This is a genomic window from Dyella sp. Tek66A03 (assembly GCF_052567735.1).
On record NZ_CP199584.1, the window covers coordinates 711,200 to 730,027 of the forward strand.

The following is an 18,828-nucleotide window of genomic DNA, read 5'->3' on the forward strand; positions in this document are numbered from 1 at the left end:
AAAATGCGTGAAAAGCCGCCAGCATAGGAATCAAAGCTGGCATCCTTGCGTGGATTCGATATCGCTTTGAGGAAGCTTCCGATGCACGCTCTGACCTTCGATCGCTTTGGTGCCGCCGATGTGCTGCATTGGTCGGAACAGCCCGATCCGGCGCCTGGCCCGGGGCAGGTGCGAGTGCGCATGCACAGCGTGGGGCTGAACTTCGCTGATGTGTATCGCCGCAACGGCAATTACCACCTCAGCGGTTCGGCACCGTGGACGCTCGGTTACGAGGGGGCTGGCGTGGTCGAAACGCCGGTGCCGGGCGACCAGGGGTTTCCCGCGGGGACGCGCGTGGGCTTTGCCGACATGCCCCATGCCAACGCTGAACTGGTCGTGGTCGATCGGGACCGCCTGATCCCGCTGCCCGACGATATCGATTTCGATATCGCCGCCGCCGTGCTGCTGCAGGGTCTTACCGCGCAGTACCTGGTGACCGACAGCTTCATGGTGCGGCCGGACGACGTCGCCGTCGTGCATGCCGCGGCCGGTGGCGTGGGCCTGTTGCTGGTGCAGATGCTGAAGGCGCTCGGTGCGGTGGTGCTGGGCATCGCCTCCAGTGAGACCAAGCGTGACGCCGTGATCGCCGCCGGTGCCGACGTGGCGGTGGGTTACGACGCCTGGGTGACGGCGGCCAGGGAGCTGACCGGCGGTCATGGTGCGGATGTGGTCTACGACTCCGTCGGGCGCACGCTGGCCGATAGCCTGGCCGCGGCACGCATCGGCGGCACGGTCGTCTTCTACGGCATGGCGGCGGGTGATCCCGACCCGGTCGATCCGCGCTTGCTGATGGACCGCTCGCTCACGCTCACCGGCGGCGACTTGTGGAACGTGTTGACCGGTGCGGATAGTCGTCGTGAACGGGCTGCCGCTTTGTTTGAACAGATTCGTCGCGGCGCGCTCAAACCGCATATTGCGGCTCGCTTTGCACTGCGCGACGGTGCCCGGGCGCATGCGTTTCTGGAGAGTCGCGCAGCCATCGGCAAGGTGCTGCTCACGCTCTGAGAGCCAACCCTTTCGAGGTCTTTGGTCAATCTCGGGCTGGCCCTGACGCGAACCTCAAAAGCGATCGGTGTCCTCGTCCTCACCGACCGGCAACACGTGATGAAACACGCCGTAGTCGATGTGGCTGACGCCGAGTTCGTCGTCATGAACAAGGTCGACATAGCGATGGTTCCAGCGCCAGTCACGATGGTTCCACTGGCGCCGAGCTAGCATCGATTGCGACGTGGTCTCGTCGATGCCTTCGATGGTCAGCAATAGCGTCGCCTCCGCCTCCGCTAGAGTTTCCGGCGTCATGCCGTGCAGTACGCTGCCTTCATCGATCACGTGCATCAGGCTCCAGCTCAGCGAAAATACCGGGTGGCTGTTCCGCACCAGTGTGAGGTCGTGAATGCGGCGCAGGCGAAAGCCTTCGGGCGAGATTTCACGCAGCAGTAGATGCAGTTGGGCAGAGGCTTCGGCAATCACATTCTGACGTGCGTTGGCGGCGCGGACCATCAAGGTGGGCTTGCCGTGGATGCGACGCACAACGGGATAGTCGGCGAAGATCATCTTCGCGCGCGGACGCGAGAACCGCGCAAAGACCATGCCGGTGACCAGGGCGATGCTGAGCATCCCGGTGAAGATCTCCACCGTGGCCACCAGATGTCCGTAGAACGTCTGCGGGTGCATGTCGCCGTAACCGACCGTGGCCAGCGTCTCCACACTGAAGAAGAACGCGCCACCGAAGTTGCGCGGAAACTGGTTGGCGATGGCGTTATCACCAAGCTCGTAGAAAGCGGCGAACAGCACGTTCAGCAGGACGAAGATCGTGGCGGCCAGGCCGAAGAAGACCGGCCAGCGGATGAGCAGGGCGAAATGGTAGATGTCGTCCCAGAAATGTTGCGTCAGCCCCTCGCTGACGAACTGACGACCACCGATTTGGACCGTGCGCGGGCGACGAGGAAACAGCTGCAGCAGCTTGCGTCTCATGGTGCGACACCATCCACTCAGGTTAAGCAACGCGCCTGGATGGGCGCGGGAGGTCGCCATTCTAGCGTGGCGAGGGTGGGCTACGAGGTGCGCTTGGCGAGCAGGTCGCGCCAGGTGAGGTGCAGGCGCAGGTCGAGTTCCTGCTGGTGGTAGTCCGGCTGCATGTACTCGCACAACTGGTAGAACGACTTGTTGTGCTCGGGCTCCTTCAGGTGTGCCAGCTCGTGCACCACGATCATCTGCAGGAACTCCGGCGCCGCCTCTCGAAACAGCGAGGCGATACGGATCTCCTTGCGCGCCTTCAGGCGTCCGCCATGGATGTGCGAGATGGCCGTATGCAGGCCCAGCGCGCGCTGGATCACGTCCAGCTTGCTGTCATACCAGACCCGATCGATAGCGGGAGAGTTGCGCATGTGTTCCTGGCGCAGCACATTCGTATAGGCGTAGAGGGCCTTGTCGCTCTGGATATCATGGCGGCCCGGATGGCGGCGCTGCAGATAGTCGCCAAGCTCGTCGCGCTCAATCAGCTGCCGTACCTTGTCCAGCAACGCTGGTGGATAGCCGCCGAGATACTTGAGCGTTGTCATGCATCCGGCTGCTCGGTCGGCGCATCGTCAAAACCGGTATAGCCTTCTGGAAACACCGGTGTACCGTCGCCTTCCAGCGACAGGACCGCCGCCAGCGCCCTCGCTGCGGCCAGCTCGGCTTGCTCTTCCTGGCGGAAGCTGCGGTTCTCGCATACGGCGTAATACACCGGGTAGCCATGGCGTCCGAGCGGTGTGACGACGATGCAGGCAGTAAAGCGGGAACCTTCGGCGACCGCCGTAGAACGGACCACAAAGTCGTCGAAAAGGCGTTCGGTCATGGTAGTTGTCCGGAGGGCAGGGGCGTTAGTGTACCTCGCGCGCCGCAGCTAGCCGGCTGTGCCACCATGCGCGCCATGCCTGAGCGTACGCCCCGCCTCGTCCTCGACACCAATGTTGCGCTTGACCTGTTCGTGTTCCGCGACACCGGCTGCGCCCGCCTGTGGTCGGCGTTGCAGGCGGGCACGGTAAAGGCCGTGGTGGACGACGCCTGCCACGCCGAATGGCTGGCCGTGCTTGGCTACCCGGCGCTGGCGCTACCGGACGAGGTCCAGCGCGAGGCCAGTGCGACGTTCGACCAGTGGATACAATGCTTGCCCGAGTCGAGCTTGTCGCCGCGCAGCGAGCTGGTACTTCCGCGCTGTGCCGATCCGGATGACCAGAAATTCCTGGAGCTCGCGCTGGCGGCCGATGCACGCTGGCTGCTGAGCAAGGACAAGGCCGTGCTGCAGCTGGCCCGGCGCATCGCGCGCGAGGGATGGTTCGAGATACTGACGCCATCGGCCTGGGTGCCACCGGTCACGTGAGTGTGCGATTCACGCCGGTTTGATCGCACAACCGCGATCCTCGTCGACGATGTGTTCACGCGAAGGAATCAGGCAATGAAAGCGATGCTATGTGGCTTGGCTGCGATCGTGCTGGCCGGTTGCGGTACGGCAACGACCCATGACACCGCGATCCGCAACGCCGTCAGCAATCGACTATTCCTCTACCAGGCACCCAGCGACGGTGATGCCACCTTGCTGGTGGTCCGCGACAACGGTCTGTTTGGTGGCGGTTGTTCCAGCCAGATCTTCATCGACGACAAACAGGCGGCGCAGCTGGAAATCGGCGAGCAGGCGGCGTTCCGCCTGCCCAGTGGCACGCATGCGATTTCGCTGCAAAACTCCGGCGCCTGCCGACGCTTGAGGGATACCCGGGTGGATGCGACGCTGGGCGCTGGCGAGGATGTCACCGTGCAAGTGAATGCGCGGGGCTCGTCCCTGTCGATGGCCAAGCGCTGAGTGCCTGACTGTCGCTTGCCTTGGCGACCGTGAGGGAGTGAGCGCCATGCTTGACCCTGTTCTTATCCATTGTCCCTACTGCGGCGAGCCGATCGAGATCCTGGTCGACGGTTCGGAAGAGCGCCAGCGTTACATCGAGGACTGCCAGGTCTGCTGCCGCCCGATCGAGATTGCGGTCGAGGTCGGCGCGGACGGTGAACTGCAGGTTGGCGTCACCTCGGAGAACGACGGCTGATCGCCTCGTGCCGATTCAGCCCAGGGCGCTCGAGTCGATCACGTCGACACCCAACTGGTCGTAGCGCACGCGGGTGGCGAGGTCGGCATCGGCGTCGGGCGACACCGGGCGGGTCAGGTCCCACAGCACGTGCGTGCGAAAATCCAGCTCGACCGCATCCTGTGCCGTCCACAACACGCATACATCGCGCGCCAGCCCGCATACATACACTTCGTCCACGTCATGTCCGCGCAGCCAGTCGGCCAGTCCGGTGGAAGGGCGCTGGCCATCGGGTCCGTGGTTCTCACGAAAACCGCTATAGGAATCCACGCGCGGGTCGTCGCCCTTGCGGATGACCGTGTCCACCATGGTCCAGTCGATGCCGGGGTGCAGTGCCGCACCTGGCGTGCCCTGCACACAGTGGGTCGGCCATAGCATTTGGGCGTGGCCATACAGGGGAATGCGCTCGAACGGTTCGCGGCCGGCATGGGTGCTGGCAAAGGAGACGTGACCGGCGGGGTGCCAGTCCTGCGTGGCGACGACATGGCGGAACAGGCGCCGTTTCAGTAACTGATCGATACCAGGGACGATGGCGTCGCCCTCGTGGCAGGCCAGGGCGCCGCCGGGCATGAAGTCTGGCTGCACGTCGATCAGGATCAGGGCGGCGCGGCTGCTGATGGGGTGGCTCATGGGTCGTTCGAAGCTCGTAAGGGGTTACGTTCAGCGAGTCTAGTCGGCTACCTGCGCGCAACGATGTGACCCGTTCGACGGGTGACGTGTACGCAATGTGTGTTGTTCAGAGTAAGGAATTTCTTACACGTAGCTCTCGGGTAGCCCGTAAGCCGCCTGGCTAAGGGCATAATGCCTGCAAACAACAACAAAGGTGGACAGGGGTATGCCTTACGACCAGTCGTGGATGGGGTACGGCCTAATAGGTGGCCTGGAAGCCGGTGCCATCGCCGCGGTCGTGGCCTTTCTGATGTTTGGACTGATTCACTGGTTCGGCCGGACCCAGGGCTGGAGCCTGGGCCTGGAGATCAGCTGGGCGGCCGTGCTCAGCATGCTGCTGGCTGGCGGTGGCGACCTGTGGAACCTGTTCTATTTCAACTATGGCCGACTGCAATCGCTGGAGTTGCTGCGGGCGCGACTGGCCGAAGTGCACGATCCCGATAGCATGGGTCTGCGCGTGCTGAGCGAATTCATCGGCGTTGGCATCGGTGTCTATCTTGGCTGGTTGCTGTTCGCCCGCCGCCGACTGTCCTGATGCTCCAGTCGCGGCGCTCAAGCTGCGAAGTCTGCCGCCAGGCTCGAATATCTGGCCTTCCTTTTCCCGCACGTTGTCGTCATGCATACCCAAGCTGAAGTCGCTGCCAGCGGCCTGCCGTTGACTCTCCGCATCGTCCAGATCGTTGGCTTTACCTTTCTGGCTTACCTGGTAATCGGCATGCAGTTGGCGGTGCTGCCGCCGTTCGTGCATGACGACCTGGGCTTCGGCGCGGTGCTGGCGGGGCTGGTCATCAGCACCCAGTACGTTGCCACCCTGCTCAGTCGAGGTTTCGCCGGGCGCACGTCCGATACCGCAGGCCCCAAGCGGGCGGCGGTGATCGGCATGGCGGCCTGCGGCGGCAGCGGTCTGTTGATGATCGGCGCAGCGCTGCTGCACGACCTGCCAGGCGCATCGCTGGGCCTGTTGCTGCTGGCCAGGCTGGCATTGGGCATGGGCGAGAGCTGCGTGGCCACGGGCTGCATCATGTGGGGCATTGGCCGGGTGGGCAGCGCGCATACGGCCAAGGTGATTTCCTGGAACGGCATTGCCACCTACGGCGCACTCGCCGTGGGCGCGCCGCTCGGCGTGCTGCTGACCTCGGCCTTTGGCTTCGTTGTCATTGGCATCGCCAGCGTTGCGCTGATGCTGTTGTCGCTGTTGTTGGCATGGCGACGCCCGGCGGTGCGTGTCGAAGCCGGCGAACGTCTGCCCTTGCGTCATGTGTTCGGGCGTGTGGCGCCGTACGGCATGGGCCTGGCGCTGGGTTCGATTGGCTTCGGTGTCATCGCTACCTTCATCACGCTCTTCTACGCCAGCCAGGGCTGGGTGGGCGCGGCGCCGACGCTGAGTCTGTTCGGACTGTGCTTTGTGGGTGTGCGGCTGGTGTTCGGCTGGACCATTGCGCATTTCGGCGGCTATCGCGTGGCCTTGGTGTCGCTCCTGGTCGAGTGCCTGGGCCTGCTGGTGCTGGCCAGCGCAAACCACGTGGGGATGGCGATGTTGGGGGCGGCGCTGAGCGGCATTGGCTTCTCGCTGATCTTTCCGTCGCTTGGCGTCGTCGCGGTGGATAGGGTGAGCGTGAGCAATCGGGGCTCCGCGCTGGCGGCGTATTCGGTCTTCATCGATGTGGCCCTGGGCATCACGGGTCCGCTCGGCGGCTGGATCGCTTCGGGCGGTCGTTACGCGCCGATGTTCGTCGTCGCTGCGCTGATGTCGCTGGCAGCTGCCGTGCTTACCGGTGGGCTGTATATGACGTATGGCAACACGATGCGTGGCTGATGCTTACAACACCGGATCGAACAGCCGCGCGACATGCATGGCCAGGCGCTGGAGATACGGCGCCCTCAGATACTCCGCCTCGGTCACCTCGTGCGCGTGCGCGAAATCCTCATGCAGCATGGCCTCGACCTGCATGGCGAAATCGCGGTCCACGTTGAGCGCACCGATCTCGAAATTGAGGCGAAACGAGCGGTTGTCGAGATTCATGCTGCCGACCGACGCGGTGTCGTCGTCGATCAGCATCACCTTCTGATGCAGGAAACCGGGCTGGTAGCGGAAGATGCGGATGCCGGCGCCCACCGCGTCGTGCGCATAAAGCCCGGTGGCGAGAAATACCGTGCGGTGATCGGGGCGCGATGGAATCAGCACGCGCACGTCCACGCCGCGAAACACGGCAAGACGCAAGGCCGACATCACCGCCTGGTCGGGAACGAAATAGGGCGTGGTGATCCATAAGCGCTTGCGCGCCGCATGAATGGCGGCGACGAAGAACAGCGAGCAGGTTTCCTGCCGGTCGGCGGGGCCGGTGGTGACTACCAGGGTGTGCGCATGGCCTTCGTTGAGCGTGGGCGGCAGCAGCGGCGGCAAGGCGCCGGTCACCCAATGCCAGTCCTCCGCGAAGCTGCGTTGCAGATCGGCGACGGCCGGTCCTTCGATCTGCAGGTGGGTATCGCGCCAGGGCGCAAGTGGTGGCTTGAGTCCGAGATATTCGTCGCCCACGTTGAGACCGCCGACAAAGCCGCGAGTGCCGTCGATCACCACGATCTTCCGGTGGTTGCGGAAGTTGAGCTGGAAGCGATTGCTGCGCCGCTGCGTGGCGAACGGATGGATGGCGATGCCGGCATCGCGCAGCGTGTCCACGTATTGCCGTGGCAGGGCGTGACTGCCGATGCCGTCGTAGAGCACGCAAATCTCGACCTTTGCGCGTGCGCGCTCCAGCAAGATCTGCTGCAGACGCCGCCCCAGGTGGTCGTCGTGGATGATGAAGAACTGCACCAGCACGCAACGCTTCGCCTCGCCGATAGCGGCAAGCATGGCATCGAACGCGGCATCGCCATTGATCAGCAGGCGGAGTTTTTGCCCGGCATGGAAGCGTGTGCGCAACATGTGCGCGATTTCGGCGTAGCGGGCGCAGGCGCCGTGCGGGGACTGGGCGGATTCCAGCTGGATATCGGCCATGGCCTGCATCTGCTCGCGGCGCAACCGATGCAGGTCGACGTAGCCATGGAAGCGGCTGCGGCCCAGGTAGAGGTAGGGCACGAGGGTGACATAGGGCAGCAGTACCAGGCCGAGTGCCCAGGCGAAAGCGCCCTGTGGCGTACGCGTGTGCATCACCGCATGCATGGCCGTCAGCACGCCAGCCGCATGCAGCAGGACAAGCAAGGTACCGATGATGCTGCTCAACATGCGTGGTGCTCAGTCGTGCCGAAGGCGGGCGTGTTGCCGTGGGTCGACATGGTGTCCTCGTGGACCAGGTGGCGTGGTACGGGAAACTTGCAGGCGTGTTCTCAGGTCATGGCAAGGCGTACGGTATCGAGCACATCGCGTTCGCGCTGTTCCAGCTCATGCTGCAGATGATCGACGAAAAGGCGGATGCGTGCAGGGAGGTAGCAACGACTTGGATAGACAGCGTAGATGTCCGCTTCAGGCAGGATCACGTCGGCGAGCAGCGGCACCAGCCTTCCGGCGCGAACATCGGCGGCAATATCCCAGGCGGACTTGAAGGCGAGGCCGTGGCCGGCCACTGCGAGTGCGCGCATCAGGTCGCCGTTGTCGCAGGTGATGCTGGCGTCGATGCGCAGGGTGCGGGGGCCTTCGGGCGTCTGCAGGATCCACGGCAGGATGCCGTGTCCGGGGCGGTGCAGCATCAGGCAGTCATGCTGCGGCAGTTCGTCGGCACTGGCAGGGCGGCCACGTCGCGCCAGATAGGAAGGCGCCGCGCATACCACGCGGAAGTTGCGCGCGAGCCGGCGCGAGACCAGTCGCGAGTCGGTGAGGTTGCCGCCGCGCACCGCCACGTCCACGCCGTGCTCGAACAGGTCGAGGATCGCGTCGGAGTTGGTCAGGCGAAGCTTCAGTTGCGGGTGCTGCGCGGCGAAGTCTGCCGCGATCGGGCCAATGTACTGGCGTCCCATGTCCACCGCGGCGGACACATGCAGCTGCCCGCGCACCTCCAGTTGCCCCAGGCCGACGGCAGCGTTGGCGTCGTCCACGTCGGCAATGATGGCCAGGCAGCGTTCGTAGTAGATGCTGCCTTCTTCGGTGAGGGTGAGACGGCGAGAGCTGCGCTGCATCAGCCGCACGCCCAGCGCCTGCTCCAGTCGGGTGAGGCGCTTGCTCGCGGCGGCCGGGGACAGGCCAAGCTCCCGCCCGGCGGCCGAAAGGCTGCCATCGGTGACGGCGCGGACAAACAGCCGCATGTCTTCGAAATCGACCATCTTCAACTTTTTGGAAAAGATGCGTCTCTAGTTTGCTCAATTCACGCAGGACTCCACAAGGCGCACAGTGCCGCCGTTTCCTCCGTTGAGCCAATCTCATGACTATCCGATCCGCCGGACTGCGGCGATGAGCGCCGTTTCGAGCAAATGGGCGCTGTTTGCCCTATCGGTGGCAGCCTTTGCCATCGGCACTACCGAATTCGTGATCATGGGCCTGTTGCCGGAAGTGGCCGCCGACCTGCATGTGAGCATTCCCTCGGCGGGGTTGCTGGTGTCGGGCTATGCGCTGGGCGTGGCTGCCGGGGCGCCCTTGCTGGCCGCGCTCACCGCCCGGATGGAGCGCCGCAACGCCCTGCTGCTGTTGCTAGGTCTGTTCATCCTCGGCAACGCGCTTTGTGCCGTGGCGCCGAACTACGGCGTGCTGATGGTGGCGCGCGTAGTCGCTGCGTTCTTCACGGCTCGTTCTTTGGTATCGGTGCGGTGGTGGCATCGCATATCGTGCCGCGTGACCAGGCGGCCCGCGCCGTCGCACTGATGTTCACCGGCCTGACCCTGGCTAATGTGTTGGGCGTACCGTTCGGCACCTTTCTCGGCCAATGGGCCGGCTGGCGCGCGACCTTCGGCGCGGTCACCGGGCTGGGCCTGGTGGCGGCCATGGCCGTATGGCGGCTAGTGCCAGCCTTGCCGGATCTGCCTATGCCCCACATGCGTCGCGAGCTGGTGGTATTGCGGCAACCCCAGGTGTTGCTTGCACTGGCGATGACGGTGCTCGGCTTTGGAGGTGTATTCACTGTATTCACTTATATCGCGCCGATTCTTCAGCAGCAGTCCCACGTAAGCGTGGGCGCTACGGGTTGGGTGCTGGTGCTATTCGGTGCCGGCACGACCGTGGGCAATATGCTGGGCGGTCGCCTGGCCGACTGGCGCCTGATGCCGTCGCTGATCGGTGTGCTGGTGGTGCTGGCACTGATCATGCTGGCGTTTGCCTGGACCATGCACGACACCACGGCCGCGATCATCACCGTCTTCGTGTGGGGCGTGGCTGCGTTCGCCACGGTGCCGCCGCTGCAGATGCGCGTCGTGCAGCAGGCCGGTGACGGACCGCATCTCGCATCGACGCTCAATATCGCCGCGTTCAATCTGGGCAATGCGATCGGTGCCTTTATCGGCGGCTCGCTGATCGATCTGGGTTTTGGCTTGCCCTCGGTCAGCATCGCCGGTGCCGTGGTCACCGTGCTTGGCTTGCTGGTGACGCTGGCCAGCGCTGCGCTGGGGCGTCGCCGTACTACCAACGCCATCGCTGGCAGCGTGGTCCGCGCGTAATCACTCGCGATCGCAAGGGAATGTCATGAGTAAAGCAATGAAGGTAGCCCTGGTCGTCGGTGCCCAGGGCGTGATTGGTCGCAACCTCGTCGATCATTTGGCAACGTTGGACGATTGGCGGGTGGTTGGTCTATCGCGTCGTGGCGGTATATCGACGGATGGTGTGCAGCACGTCGCGGTGGATCTGCTCGATCCGGGCGATACCCGCGAAAAGCTCGCCGGCCTTCAGCAGGTAACGCACATCTTCTACACGGCCTATCAGGATCGCCCGAGCTGGGCGGAACTGGTGCCGCCGAATATGGCGATGCTCATGAATGCCGTCGAAGCGATCGAGCCGGTGGCGATGCGCCTGCAACACATCAGCTTGATGCAAGGCTACAAGGTCTACGGCGGTCATCTAGGCCCCTTCAAAACGCCTGCACGCGAAACCGATGCGGCCTTCATGCCTCCCGAATTCATGCACGACCAGCAGCGCTTTCTGGAAGCGCGGCAAATCGGTAAGGCGTGGAGCTGGTCGGCGATCCGCCCAGCGGTGGTCGGTGGCTTCGCGCTCGGCAATCCGATGAATCTCGCGCTCGCGATTGCGGTGTACGCATCGATGAGCAAGGAACTTGGTTTGCCGCTGCGTTTTCCCGGCAAACCCGGTGCCTACGACCGCTTGCTGGAAATGACTGACGCCGGCCTGCTGGCGCGCGCCACCGTGTGGGCCGCCACCGATGAGCATTGTGCCAACCAGGCGTTCAACATCACCAATGGCGATTTGTTTCGCTGGAATGAGATGTGGCCCGCCATCGCCCGCTATTTCAAGCTCGAGGTGGCGCCGCCGTTGCCATTGGCGCTGGATACGGTGATGGCGGACAAGCAGCCGTTATGGCAAGCGATGCTCGACAAGCATGCGCTCGCGCCGCACGCCTATGCCGAAGTGTCGTCATGGCGTTTTGCCGATTTCGTATTCTCATGGGACTACGACATGTTCGGCGATGGCTCCAAGGCACGCCGATTCGGCTTCCATGAGCACGTCGAAACACAGGCGATGTTCATGCGCTTGTTCGACGATTTTCGCAGGCGCAAAATCATTCCCTAGCGTCGCGTGTCAGCTATCCGAATCAGCTCTCAGGAGTACCTCATGAAAGCCGTCGCTTATCGACATATCCTGCCGATCACCGATCCTCAGAGCCTGTTGGATGTCGACTTGCCCGCGCCGGTGGCACAGGGGCGCGACCTGCTGGTCAAGGTCGAAGCCATCTCGGTGAATCCCGTCGACACCAAGATACGCATGCGTGCCGATCCGCAGGGCACGGATAAGGTGCTTGGCTGGGATGCTGCCGGAACGGTGGTGGCGGTCGGTGCGGACATCAGTCTGTTCAAGCCGGGCGACGCGGTCTACTACGCCGGTGCGATCGACCGCTCTGGCAGCAATGCCGAGCTCCAACTTGTCGATGAACGCATCGTAGGGCGCAAACCGGCTGCGCTGGATTTCGCCCAGGCGGCGGCGATGCCGCTTACCACCATCACCGCATGGGAACTGCTGTTCGACCGCCTAGGCGTTCCGCGCGGCAGTACGGCGCGCCGTGGCAACGTGCTGGTAGTCGGTGGTGCGGGCGGCGTGGGTTCCATGGCGATCCAGCTGGTGCGCCGCCTGACCAACCTCACGGTCATCGCTACGGCATCGCGCGATGACAGCCGCGCATGGGTAAGGGACATGGGGGCGCATCACGTGGTCGATCATCGCAGCGACCTGGTCGCCCAGGTCAAGGCGATCTCGCCAACGGGCGTCGACTACGTGCTGAGCCTCACCCATACGGAGCAGCATTTTCCCGCCCTGGTGGAGCTGCTCAAGCCGCAGGGCAAGCTCGGCCTGATCGACGATCCGGCAACGCCGCTGGATATCCGCCTGATGAAACCCAAGAGCCTCTCGTTGCATTGGGAGTTCATGTATACGCGTTCGCTGCATCACACCGATGACATGCAGGCGCAGCATGTATTGCTCGATGAAGTGGCCAATCTCGTGGATGCCGGCGTGCTGCGCAGTACATTGCGCGAACATGCCGGCACCATCAATGCAGCGAATCTGCGCCGCGCCCATGCACAGCTGGAGAGCGCAAGCACGATCGGCAAGCTGGTGCTCGGCGGCTTCGCGTAAAAACCGCTGTCGCACGGCAGATGCCGAGGCATCTGCCGTGGGCTGTTCAAGGAGCGAGAATGCGATCCGCCAGGTTGCGCGCCTGCTGGCGGATCTCCGGCATCGCTGTCGATTCCCACAGCGTGCCGCGCAGCAGGGTGCCGATGGCGTAGAGGTGAGGCCAGGTCTGGCCGTCATGCTTTAGGCGGCCTTCGGTGGTTCCTTCGCAACCCAGTCCGAGTACATCCGGCGTCACATGCCCGTTGGTCGCCAACTGACGAATCAGGCGATGCTTCGTGCGGCGCACATCGGTATTGAGGCCAACAGTCTGGATCACCACGTCGGCGTCCATCGATGAGATCGAGCCATCGCGTGGCGAACGAATGTCCAAATGCAGCTTGCCGCCGGCCACATCGACGGCCTGCAAGCGACCGCGACGGCGTTGCAGCCGACCCTCGTTTTCCAGCGCCTGCAACGATGCCATGACCTGTGGTGCCATGCGGTGACGCATACGCTCCCACGCCCAGCGCGCATGGCGCAGAAAGCTAGCGCGTTCGGAGACTGGCAAAAGGCCCCACAAGGTCGGCGTATGCGGACGCAGGCTGTCGATGACCGTGCGCCAGTCGCCGCTCTGTGCCGCAGCCTCACGCAGCAGGCGTATCCAGGTGCGGATATCTGGTGCATCGCGCATCGATTCGATCAGGTCGCTGCTGTCATCCACGGGTGCTGAAGCAGACTGCAGATGCGACTCCGGCAACAAGCCGTGTCGCGATATGGCAAGGAACTGCGCGTTCGGCCATTGCGCGGATAGCTCCAGAAGCACATCCACCGCGGTGAGGCCAAGACCAATCAGCACCACCTTGAGCGGTCGGCTGTCGGGCTTTACTGAAGCGAGGAAGCCCCACGGCTCGGTCACGTACTGGCCGCTCTCGAGTGCCGCTTCGCTCACGCCAGCCAGGGGCTGTGGCGGCAGCGATCCCAGTGCAAGGACGGCGGCATCGACGCGACTGTTCTCCTCGCCATGAATGACGGTGACACCTTCGTTCTCCGGCACCACGGCATCGACCGCAAACGGCAGCACGCGTACGTCGTGGCCGGCGTCGCGGGCGCTTTCCAGCGCGCGCGCGACTTCCGCTTCCAGGTAGTCGCCGTAGAGGCGACGCGGCAGGAAGTCGGTTCCCGCAATGGTGTGATCGCCACGCTGGGCAAAGTCGAGGAAGCCGCGCGGCTTGGCGGCGAACATGCTCATGGATGCCGCACGCACGTTCAGTAGATGCCGGTCGGAACGGGTGCCGTAGGCCACGCCGCGTGCCGACGTGTCGCCGCCGGTATACCAGTCCAGATGCAACGGCTGCGACGGCTGGCGTTCCAGCAGCTCGCTCAGCAGCGCTGCCGCTGCCGCGCCGCCGCCGATAATGGCGACCCTTCGATACATGCCACTCCCTTAAATGATTGCGTTGTACGGCTCAGGCGTGCAGGTGGCCGGCAATCGCGGCGCGCTGCGGCCAAGTGAGCCATTGACCGGTTTCGCCGGCTTTTTCGTATGTGGCGTACTGTGCCAGATCGCCACCATAGACGTGAAGCGTCAGTGCGGTGTCGTGCCGGGAAAGATTGCGGCAGCGATGCGCATAGCGATCATCGGCATCGAACCAGCTGGCGTCGCCCGGCCCCAGCCAGTCGCGTCCCATCGGTTTCAGGGAGCGACCTTGCGGGTCACGGTCCCACGACTCCACTTCGAGCGCGCCATGCAAGGCCAGCTCGAGCCCCCACAGGCCGCCATGGTCGTGGATCGGGGTAACATGGTTGGCAGGCCATGCGCTTACCAGCACGCTGATGTTCGGCTTGCTGCGCAAGGCTACCAGCCAGCGCTCAAAACCCTTGTTGTGCGTACGCAGATCGGCCAGGTCGTCATTCAGCGACTGCCGGTTCTGGTACACCATGCGACTGAGCTCTCTTGCCATCGAAGCAAGATCCGGATGCTCGCCTACACCATAGGAAAATGCGATGTCACGCAGTGCCTTGAGGTGTTGCATGTGTTTAGCCATGCGATGGAACTCGTCAGGAACCGGGGCGCAGTGGACCATGCACATCGTTAAAGTCCCGTAACTTCGAGCGTGCCGAAAGGCCTGGGCAGGTCATGACTTCCGCAACATGCGAACGCTGTGGCATGCGCGCAAGATCGTAGCCGTCGAGGCCTTGAAACTCGCGTCGGCCGCCAATATGTCGGCCGCGTATGAAGCCTCTGGGCTGTGCTGGAGGGAGGTGCGCCATGATCGCGATAAGCCTGCTCTTGATGTTGGTAATGACGTTATGGCTCATGGCCGCCGTCATCGGGGTCGTATTCAAGTTGACGTTCGCGCTGATCGGCGGCCTGTTCAGCATCGTCGGCGCGGCGCTGGGACTGCTGTTCGGTGGCTTGGCCCTGCTCGTCATCGCGCCGATCGTGGCGCTGGCCGTGTTGCCGTTCTGCCTGCCGGTGATCCTGCTGTTGGCCGTGGTCTGGGCCATTGCACGCGCCACGCAGCGATCGGCGCCTGCAACTCCGGCCACTGGTCGCTGAAACATCACGCTTGCCGTGGAATGGCCCGGCCTGGCGTTCAATGCAGGCCGGGCCTTTCCTTTTCAATCGATCGGCGCGCTGGGGATCGCCCGATCCGTGCCAATCAGGCCCTGGTGTATCAAAGCTGATTCAGGCTGAAGCTGACCGGCACCTGCGCCCATGCCCGTATGGCGTGCCCGTTCGCCATGGCAGGCTCGAATGTCCAGCCCTTCAGTACCTGCTCACGGGCGCTGCGATCGAGCAGGGCGTAGCCGCTGCTCTTGGCGATCATGACGTCTTGGGGTACGCCATGTTCATCCACCAGCACTCTTAGCAATACCGTGCCTTCCATGTGCGCGTGCAGCGCCTGCGGCGGATACTTCAGTGGTACCGCCTTGTAGGCGAGGGTGGCTTCGACCGGTGCCGCCTCCGTTCCCGTCGATGGTGTATCGGAGACCATGGTGGGCGTGACGGTCGGTACCGCCATGGGGCTGTCCTCGCTCGACATGGCCTCTGGCGCGGCAACGGGCAGGGGCTGCACCTGCGGATGGGCGATGGGCTTGGGTTGCACGATGGGCTTGAGTTCGAGCGTTGGCGGCGGCTTCACCTCGGGCGGAGCGGTGACCCAGTGGATCTGGATGTCGGCCAAACGCTGCACCTGTTCGGCCAGGTGAGGCGCCAAGGGCCGCATGACGGCGAGCAGGGCGGCGAGATTAAGGGCGATGGCGGCACTGAGTGCGGCGATGCGCACGCTATCGGGATGGGCGGTACGAGATACAGCCAGGCTTGCGGACGACATAAGCGACCTCCTGACGGCTCGATGTTGGGATGGCATCCGCAGCGCCGCGTGGGGACGCGGTGGGGATCGTGCGGATGCGAAACCAGCCTAAGCCTACAAAAATGACTTGCGCAAGTGGCCGTATGGAAGGCTATTCTGTGCGGCGGGGCCGGTGGGGTCGCGAGAGCGAATTTTTGGGTCGTTGGACGGACTCAGTGCGCCACCAGCATCGGCACATCCCCATGCATGAACAGGTGGCGCGTCGTACCGCCCAACATCATCTGGGCAAGCCGTGAGCGGCTCCATGCGCCCATCACGATGAGGTCCGCAGCATGCTTGTGCGCCGCGTCCAGCAACGCGGGGCCCGCGGCATGACTGGGGTTGGTATCTAAAACTTCCACCCGTGCGCGAATGCCGTGGCGTTGCAGCCAATCGGCGAGTCCTGGCGGCGGCAGCACGGGCAGCAGGTCCGCATTCATTTCGCTGCCGTCCAGTACCAACACGTCGTCCGCTTTCTGCAGGATGGGTATCGCTGCGGCGAGTGCGAGGGCAGATTCGCGGCTGCCATTCCACGCCACCAGCACGCGGGCACCGAGGTCGGGGACGGGCGCCAGATCCGGCACGACCAGCACCGGTCGGCCGCTGGCGAAGACGCAGCGCGACACCGATCCAAAACCGACTGGGGCATCACTGCGCTGCTGGCTGCGCTCCATGATCAGGAAGTCGTAGCCCGAGGCTGCCTGACTGACGGTTTGGACCGTGTCCCCCTGGGTGACCCGCCAGGCGCCGGCCAGGCCGTGGGCGCCGAGCAGCTGTTGCCAGTGGGGCGCGTGCGTATGGGCTTCGGCGACCCGGCGCTGGGTTTCTTCCAGTTGGACCGGCACCGCCTCCGGCAGGCTGAAGGCGGCGGCGGGAAGGTCAGCCACGTAAAGCGCATCCAGCCGCGCACCCAGGCGACGTGCCAATGCCAGGGCGGCACGCGGGGCAGGTACGTCCAGGTCCCAATGGTCCAGATGCAACAGCAGATCGATAGCTGACATCGCGCGGTCCTCCTGATTCCAGTCCCTGCCCAGCTTAGAGCCTGTTCATTGTCTCTGCGCAGCCCGGGCCGCCGCAGCTTGGCCGTGGCTGCGGGGCGGGCTGATGCGTGCGGATCTGAAAAAAAAGCCCCGCACAGGGTGGCGGGGCCGCAAGACCGAGCATCGGGGGAGAGAGAGGGGATGCCCGGTCGCGCCATTCTCCCGGCGTCCGGCTTGATTTGGTGTACAGCCTGGGTGAAGGGAGCATTCACGTGTCAGAAGGAGGATGCTTGCCAGAATCATCCTCCCGCCTCGCCTGGGCGTGAGCGCCGCTAAATAGGAGAAGTGGTATGACGATGTGGAAAAGCGTGGGTGCGGTGGCGCTGGTCCTGGCCTGTTGGATGGCCTCGACCTCGGCCCGCGCGGGAGACATCGAATGCAAGATGGATTTCCATCTGTCCGGCTGGTCGGTGTTCTATCAGACGGCCACCGGTAGCGGCACCGTCCATTGCAGCAACGGGCAAAGCATGGGCGTGCATATCCGTGTGAAGGGCGGTGGTCTGACCTTTGGCAAGAACGAGATTGACCACGGCATCGGCAAGTTCTCCGGCATCACCAGCATCAGCGAGATCAAGGGGCATTACGCCGATGCAGGGGTTCACGCGGGCGCCTCGAAATCCGCCGGCGCACGGGTGATGACCAAGGGCAATGTCTCGTTGGCGCTGAGCGGAACGGGCAAGGGCTGGGATCTCGGCGTGGCCTTTGGCGCTTTCATCCTCGAATGACCCACTTGCGGGCGTGGCGTTGCCTACGTTGCGCCCGGCTTTGCATTCGATCCGCAGATGGCTAAGGTGGCGGGGTTCGTGCGGTCCCGTACGTTTCGATAGACGAGGAATCCCCACCATGTCCGCCAACCCCGGCACGGCTACCTCCCGTTATGCCTTTGGCGATGAACTCGCCAGTAGCGTCATCCACGGCATTGGCATCGCGCTCAGCATCGCCGGCCTGGCCACCCTGGTGGCGTTCTCCGCGCTTTATGGCGACGCGCGCGCTGTCGTCGCCAGTGCGGTATTCGGTACCACCCTGATTCTTTGTTACACCGCATCGACGCTCTATCACTCGATTCCGGGTGTGCTGGCCAAGCGGGTGCTGCGCACGTTCGACCATATCGCGATCTTCCTGCTAATCGCCGGCACCTATACACCTTTCACCTTGATCGCGTTGCCCGGCGCCTGGGGCTGGGGTTTGTTCTGCGCGATCTGGGGGCTGGCCTTGATGGGCAGCGCGCTGGAGCTTGGCTTGCTCAAGCGTTACCGCCGCCTTGCCGTACTGATGTATGTGGCGATGGGCTGGGTCGGCCTGATTGCGTTCAAGCCCTTGAGCGAGCACCTGCAGTTCGGCGGCATGGTGTTGTTGATTGCCGGCGGCGTGGCCTACACGCTGGGCGTACCGTTCTATCTGTGGCGCAAGCTGCCTTACCACCACTCTGTATGGCACGTCTTCGTACTTGCCGGCAGCGTGCTGCATTACCTGGCGGTGCTGTTCTATGTGATTCCCGCCGCGCCGGTGTGAATCCCGTGCTCGACGCGCTGCGGCGCGACCTTGAGGACGCCGCCACCCATCTGGGGCGGCCACATGATCTGCGTTTCCATGCGATGTTCGGCGGCTTGATGGCCTACTTCGGCGAGAAGCCGTGTGCATGGCTGTCGACCCAGGGGCTTGCGCTGAAGCTCGCCGCAGAAGATCAGCTTGATCTGCTGGCGCGTGAAGGCGCCAAGCGCTTCGAACCACGACCCGGCCTGCCGCTGAGCCGGCAATACATCGTGCTGCCTTCATCGCTCTGCAGCGACACGGCGCAGCTGGCCATGTGGCTGGAGCGCAGCGCAGAGGCACGATCGATGCCCAAAAAGAAAGGGCCGCGCCCGAAGACGCGGCCCTAATCGTTGGCGGGGACGAGGTGGTCCCCGCGC

22 protein-coding genes and 1 pseudogene are annotated in these 18,828 nt (G+C 63.9%); 13 read left to right on the plus strand and 10 right to left on the minus strand.

Annotated features, from left to right (window positions below):
* Positions 1-81: 81 nt before the first annotated feature.
* Positions 82-1,044, plus strand: a complete 963-nt coding sequence (locus ACT01B_RS03075; protein WP_445145927.1) for a quinone oxidoreductase family protein — start codon at positions 82-84, stop codon at positions 1,042-1,044.
* 54 nt (positions 1,045-1,098) lie between these two features.
* On the opposite strand, the gene ACT01B_RS03080 is transcribed toward ACT01B_RS03075, so the two are convergent.
* From ACT01B_RS03080 to ACT01B_RS03090, 3 genes are all read right to left on the minus strand, one after another.
* Positions 1,099-2,013, minus strand: a complete 915-nt coding sequence (locus ACT01B_RS03080) for an ion channel (RefSeq protein WP_445145928.1) — start codon at positions 2,011-2,013, stop codon at positions 1,099-1,101.
* Positions 2,014-2,093: 80 nt separating this feature from the next.
* Positions 2,094-2,600: a M48 metallopeptidase family protein gene (locus tag ACT01B_RS03085; RefSeq protein ID WP_445145929.1), complete on the minus strand. Its 507-nt coding sequence runs from the start codon at positions 2,598-2,600 to the stop codon at positions 2,094-2,096.
* Positions 2,597-2,878: a hypothetical protein gene (locus tag ACT01B_RS03090; RefSeq protein ID WP_445145930.1), complete on the minus strand. Its 282-nt coding sequence runs from the start codon at positions 2,876-2,878 to the stop codon at positions 2,597-2,599. Before ACT01B_RS03090 ends, ACT01B_RS03085 begins: the two co-directional genes overlap by 4 nt.
* Positions 2,879-2,944: 66 nt before the next feature.
* Between ACT01B_RS03090 and ACT01B_RS03095 the strand changes: the two genes are divergently transcribed.
* From ACT01B_RS03095 to ACT01B_RS03105, 3 genes are all read left to right on the plus strand, one after another.
* Positions 2,945-3,403 (plus strand): PIN domain-containing protein, encoded by a 459-nt coding sequence (locus ACT01B_RS03095; protein ID WP_445145931.1) that lies wholly within the window; start codon positions 2,945-2,947, stop codon positions 3,401-3,403.
* A 75-nt stretch (positions 3,404-3,478) separates the two neighbouring features.
* Positions 3,479-3,880: a hypothetical protein gene (locus tag ACT01B_RS03100; protein WP_445145932.1), complete on the plus strand. Its 402-nt coding sequence runs from the start codon at positions 3,479-3,481 to the stop codon at positions 3,878-3,880.
* A gap of 46 nt (positions 3,881-3,926) precedes the next feature.
* Positions 3,927-4,115, plus strand: coding sequence for a CPXCG motif-containing cysteine-rich protein (locus tag ACT01B_RS03105; protein WP_445145933.1), 189 nt, complete (start codon positions 3,927-3,929; stop codon positions 4,113-4,115).
* A 15-nt stretch (positions 4,116-4,130) separates the two neighbouring features.
* On the opposite strand, the gene pncA is transcribed toward ACT01B_RS03105, so the two are convergent.
* Complete coding sequence (gene pncA / locus ACT01B_RS03110; RefSeq protein ID WP_445145934.1) at positions 4,131-4,784, minus strand: bifunctional nicotinamidase/pyrazinamidase; 654 nt, start codon at positions 4,782-4,784, stop codon at positions 4,131-4,133.
* 205 nt (positions 4,785-4,989) lie between these two features.
* Here pncA and ACT01B_RS03115 point away from each other — a divergent pair, with 205 nt between their 5' ends.
* Together ACT01B_RS03115 and ACT01B_RS03120 are read left to right on the plus strand one after the other, a co-directional pair.
* Positions 4,990-5,358, plus strand: a complete 369-nt coding sequence (locus ACT01B_RS03115; protein WP_445145935.1) for a hypothetical protein — start codon at positions 4,990-4,992, stop codon at positions 5,356-5,358.
* A gap of 81 nt (positions 5,359-5,439) precedes the next feature.
* A complete protein-coding gene (locus ACT01B_RS03120) occupies positions 5,440-6,639 on the plus strand; it encodes an MFS transporter (RefSeq protein WP_445145936.1) in 1,200 nt (399 codons plus the stop codon).
* Positions 6,640-6,642: 3 nt separating this feature from the next.
* Here ACT01B_RS03120 and cls read toward each other — a convergent pair whose 3' ends face one another.
* Together cls and ACT01B_RS03130 are read right to left on the minus strand one after the other, a co-directional pair.
* Entirely contained in the window at positions 6,643-8,046 is a 1,404-nt protein-coding gene (cls, locus tag ACT01B_RS03125; RefSeq protein ID WP_445145937.1) for a cardiolipin synthase, read from the minus strand.
* Between the two features lie 101 nt (positions 8,047-8,147).
* Positions 8,148-9,077, minus strand: coding sequence for a LysR family transcriptional regulator (locus ACT01B_RS03130; RefSeq protein ID WP_445145938.1), 930 nt, complete (start codon positions 9,075-9,077; stop codon positions 8,148-8,150).
* Positions 9,078-9,285: 208 nt separating this feature from the next.
* Here ACT01B_RS03130 and ACT01B_RS03135 point away from each other — a divergent pair.
* From ACT01B_RS03135 to ACT01B_RS03145, 3 genes and pseudogenes are all read left to right on the plus strand, one after another.
* Positions 9,286-10,400 (plus strand): annotated as a pseudogene (locus tag ACT01B_RS03135) (MFS transporter).
* A gap of 25 nt (positions 10,401-10,425) precedes the next feature.
* Entirely contained in the window at positions 10,426-11,484 is a 1,059-nt protein-coding gene (locus ACT01B_RS03140) for an SDR family oxidoreductase (RefSeq protein ID WP_445145939.1), read from the plus strand.
* A gap of 42 nt (positions 11,485-11,526) precedes the next feature.
* Positions 11,527-12,543 (plus strand): zinc-binding alcohol dehydrogenase family protein, encoded by a 1,017-nt coding sequence (locus ACT01B_RS03145; RefSeq protein ID WP_445145940.1) that lies wholly within the window; start codon positions 11,527-11,529, stop codon positions 12,541-12,543.
* Positions 12,544-12,589: 46 nt separating this feature from the next.
* On the opposite strand, the gene ACT01B_RS03150 is transcribed toward ACT01B_RS03145, so the two are convergent.
* Positions 12,590-13,957 (minus strand): FAD/NAD(P)-binding protein, encoded by a 1,368-nt coding sequence (locus ACT01B_RS03150; RefSeq protein ID WP_445145941.1) that lies wholly within the window; start codon positions 13,955-13,957, stop codon positions 12,590-12,592.
* Positions 13,958-13,988: 31 nt separating this feature from the next.
* On the minus strand, positions 13,989-14,567 hold the full coding sequence (locus ACT01B_RS03155; protein ID WP_445145942.1) for a cysteine dioxygenase: 579 nt from the start codon (positions 14,565-14,567) through the stop codon (positions 13,989-13,991).
* A 224-nt stretch (positions 14,568-14,791) separates the two neighbouring features.
* Between ACT01B_RS03155 and ACT01B_RS03160 the strand changes: the two genes are divergently transcribed.
* On the plus strand, positions 14,792-15,082 hold the full coding sequence (locus tag ACT01B_RS03160; RefSeq protein ID WP_445145943.1) for a hypothetical protein: 291 nt from the start codon (positions 14,792-14,794) through the stop codon (positions 15,080-15,082).
* A 118-nt stretch (positions 15,083-15,200) separates the two neighbouring features.
* Here ACT01B_RS03160 and ACT01B_RS03165 read toward each other — a convergent pair whose 3' ends face one another.
* Positions 15,201-15,860 carry a TonB family protein gene (locus ACT01B_RS03165; RefSeq protein ID WP_445145944.1) on the minus strand — a complete coding sequence of 220 codons (660 nt, stop codon included), beginning with the start codon at positions 15,858-15,860 and terminating at the stop codon, positions 15,201-15,203.
* 191 nt (positions 15,861-16,051) lie between these two features.
* Positions 16,052-16,879 (minus strand): universal stress protein, encoded by an 828-nt coding sequence (locus ACT01B_RS03170; RefSeq protein WP_445145945.1) that lies wholly within the window; start codon positions 16,877-16,879, stop codon positions 16,052-16,054.
* 335 nt (positions 16,880-17,214) lie between these two features.
* Here ACT01B_RS03170 and ACT01B_RS03175 point away from each other — a divergent pair, with 335 nt between their 5' ends.
* The 3 genes from ACT01B_RS03175 (at position 17,215) to ACT01B_RS03185 (ending at position 18,798) form a co-directional block, all read left to right on the plus strand.
* A complete protein-coding gene (locus ACT01B_RS03175; RefSeq protein WP_445147414.1) occupies positions 17,215-17,643 on the plus strand; it encodes a hypothetical protein in 429 nt (142 codons plus the stop codon).
* A gap of 118 nt (positions 17,644-17,761) precedes the next feature.
* Entirely contained in the window at positions 17,762-18,430 is a 669-nt protein-coding gene (gene trhA, locus ACT01B_RS03180) for a PAQR family membrane homeostasis protein TrhA (RefSeq protein WP_445145946.1), read from the plus strand.
* Positions 18,431-18,435: 5 nt separating this feature from the next.
* Positions 18,436-18,798 carry a TfoX/Sxy family protein gene (locus tag ACT01B_RS03185; RefSeq protein ID WP_445145947.1) on the plus strand — a complete coding sequence of 121 codons (363 nt, stop codon included), beginning with the start codon at positions 18,436-18,438 and terminating at the stop codon, positions 18,796-18,798.
* Positions 18,799-18,828 lie beyond the last annotated feature (30 nt).